General features: G+C 39.8%; 3 protein-coding genes. All 3 read left to right on the plus strand.

Annotation, left to right across the window (positions count from 1 at the left end; genetic code table 11):
* The coding region (locus AC3AX0_RS09575) for a sugar ABC transporter ATP-binding protein (RefSeq protein ID WP_487550066.1) at positions 1-1,350 on the plus strand (1,350 nt) is incomplete at its 5' end.
* Entirely contained in the window at positions 1,350-2,324 is a 975-nt protein-coding gene (gene rbsC / locus AC3AX0_RS09580; RefSeq protein ID WP_487550067.1) for a ribose ABC transporter permease, read from the plus strand. The genes AC3AX0_RS09575 and rbsC, both read left to right, overlap by 1 nt.
* Before the next feature lie 19 nt (positions 2,325-2,343).
* Positions 2,344-3,432, plus strand: a 1,089-nt coding sequence (locus tag AC3AX0_RS09585) for a GMC family oxidoreductase N-terminal domain-containing protein (RefSeq protein ID WP_487550068.1), incomplete at its 3' end; no start/stop codon positions are given.

Here is a 3,432-nt window from a genome sequence, read left to right on the forward strand (position 1 = left end):
ATCCTTTCAGGGGTGTATCAGAAGACTGAAGGAAAAATTCTCTATAAGGGAAAAGCGGTGGAATTCAAGAATCCGAAGGAAGCACAAAAAAGCGGCATAGCAATAATTCATCAAGAGCTTAATATGGTTTCCGAGCTTTCCATAGGAGAAAATATATTTCTCGGAAGGGAGCCCAGGAAATATGGCAATGTAATAGACTGGAAGAAGCTATATGACGATGCGGAAGCACTACTAAAACAATTGAACATCAATGAAAACCCACGTAAAAAAATAAAGAATCTCAGCATAGGTAAGAAACAGATGGTTGAAATAGCAAAGGCTTTATCACTGGATGCGGAAATTATCATCATGGACGAACCAACAGATGCTTTGACAGATACAGAAACAGAAAGTCTTTTCAAAATAATCGAAACACTCATCGAAAAAGATAAAAGCATAGTATACATTTCTCATAGACTAAAAGAAATATTTCAAATGTGTGATTATGTGACCGTTCTTAGAGACGGACAATTCATATCCGAAAATCCAGTAGAAGAAATCGACGAAAACAAGTTAATAGAAATGATGGTAGGCAGAAAGCTTGAGGAACAGTATCCATACCTTGTTAAGGAACCGGGGGATGCTTTACTTAAGGTTAAAAAAATCAGCAACAGCCATGTAAGAGACATATCATTTGAGGTTAGAGCGGGAGAAATCCTTGGTGTTGCAGGTCTTATGGGAGCAGGGAGAACTGAGCTTGCCAAATCCATATATGGAACTATTAAGATAGATACTGGAACAGTATATCTTGAACACCATGCAGTAAAGATCAAGTCTGAACATGATGCTTTGAAATACGGCATAGCCTATGTTTCAGAAGACAGGAAGAAGTATGGTCTTGTTCTTGGGCTAAGCGTAAGGGAAAACATAAGTTTGTCATCCTTAAATAAAATTTCAAAATATCATATAATCAACAAGCCCAGGGAAAAGAAGGAAGCGGAATACTACGTAGAAAAGATGTCAATAAAGACTCCATCCCTGAGACAGCGGGTCAAGAATCTAAGTGGAGGAAACCAGCAGAAGGTTAGCATTGCGAAGACTTTACTGACGAAGCCCAAAGTACTAATACTGGACGAACCCACAAGAGGTGTCGATGTAGGAGCAAAGAAGGAAATTTACGAGCTTATCAACGAATTCAAGAGTCAGGGAATGGGCATAATATTAATATCCTCTGAAATCCCTGAAATTCTAGGCATATGCGACAGGGTCATGGTAATGTACGAGGGAGGCGTGTCGGGATTTCTCGATAGAAAGGATGCCGACCAGGAAAAAATCATGAGACTTGCAGTAGGAATTAAGGAGGATGGATAATGGACAGTAAATCAAAAAACAAAGTCAAGGAAAACGACAGGGACTATAAATATTATTTGAAAAAATACCAGTCCGTTGTAGGCTTGATATTATTTTCCGTGCTCATTTCACTCCTTGAAAGAAGGTTTCTCACTGTTGGAAACATCTTCAATGTATTTAGGCAATCATCAATAAACGCCGTTATTGCAACTGGGATGACCTTTGTAATCATTACCGGAGGAATTGACCTTTCAGTAGGATCCACATTGGCATTCAGTAGTGCCGTTGGAGCATTCCTCCTTGGAAGCGGAATGAATACGCCTCTGGCAGTAATAATTACACTTATTGTAGGACTTGTAATAGGAATGTCAAACGGGATAATAATATCCAAGGCAAAGCTTCAGCCTTTCATAGTGACACTGGCAATGATGACAATATTCAGGGGAGCAACACTTGTGTTCACCCAGGGCAGGCCAATAAGCACAGGATATGAAAAAAATGCGGATCTCTTTTCAAGCATTGGTACAGGAAGTTTGTTTGGACTTCCTACACCAATAATAATAATGATTATAATATTTGCAATCGCGTTTTTCATATTGAGAAATACTACCATAGGAAGATATGTATTTTCAGTAGGTGGAAATGAGGAAGCTACAAAGCTGTCGGGTATCAATGTGGACAGGATTAAGATATTTGCATATGGAGCAAGCGGATTACTTGCCGCACTGGCTGGAATAATAGTTACAGCCAGACTGTCATCGGCACAACCGACGGCAGGATCGGGATATGAGCTTGATGCAATAGCTGCAGTTGTAATTGGAGGAACATCACTGGCAGGAGGGATAGGATCCATATTCGGTACCATAATCGGTGCCTTGATAATTGGAATTCTTAACAATGCTCTGAACCTTTTGGATGTTGGATCCTATTACCAGCAGCTGGCAAAGGGTCTTGTAATACTCATAGCAGTGCTCCTTGACAGAAAAGAAAAATAGATAAAAGAAGGCATCCATTATGAAGATTCATGATAAGAAATATGATTATATAATAGTGGGAAGCGGAACCGGTGGTGCAACTTTGGCGAGAGAGTTAAGCCGGGAAAATGAAAACATTCTCGTTATTGAAAAAGGAAGACATGAAGAAAAATATGGGAGTTTCGCCGATTCATTGAGGTATTTCGATCTTCATAAAATTACCCATATGCCAATAAAATCAAAAGAAGGCGTAAGAATATACAGAACAATAATGGCAGGTGGCAGCGGATTTGTGTCGGCTGGAAACTTTGTCAGAAGCATGGAGAAGGAATTCAAAGAGATGGGTTTGGATTTGACTGAAGAATTTCTTGAAACAGAAAGAGAGCTAAAGATAGCTCCAATATATGAAGGTCTCATTTCAAAGGGAGGATGGGCTATAGCCGAGGCTGCCAATGAGCTTGGCTGCAATATGAAGCTTATGCCAAAGGCGATAAATCCGGCAAAATGCATAAAGTGCGGCAATTGTACCCTTGGATGCATAACAGGAGCCAAATGGACTCCACTTGTCTACCTTAAGGAAGCTGAAGAACGTGGGGTGGAAATAATGTATAACACCTCGGTTAAAAAAGTAGTTGAAGAAAATGGAAGTGTAAAGGGAGTGCTCATACACAGGGGAAAAGATGAAACTCTTATAAAGGCAGGCAAGGTAATACTGTCAGCGGGAGGAATTGGAACACCTATCATTCTACAGTTATCGGGAATTAAAAATGCAGGCAATAGTCTCTTTGTAGATACTTTTGTAATGGTCTACGTCATCCATGAAGAACTTAGCCTTGTTCATGAACCTCAAATGTCCCTGGTGTGTACCAGATTCCATAAAAGTGACGGATTCATATTGTCGCCCCATGTCAATCATCCAAGACCTTTGAAGTATATTGAAGCAGGAATGAGTGGATTTATGATGGATGACAAAAAGACATTGGGTATAATGACAAAAATAAGAGATGAAAATCTGGGACGAGTTTATCCCAATGGGTCAATACTAAAGACAGTGACAAGAAAAGACAGGGGAAAAATATTAAAGGGAACAGACCTGTCAACCGAGATACTATTGAAGACTGGAGTGAAG

The sequence above is a fragment of the Dethiosulfatibacter sp. genome (assembly GCF_983023055.1).

What these genes read in the sequence shown, in the direction of transcription:
- rbsC (WP_487550067.1), top strand. Translation starts at nt 1,350, where the DNA reads ATGGACAGTAAATCAAAAAACAAAGTCAAGGAAAACGACAGGGACTAT.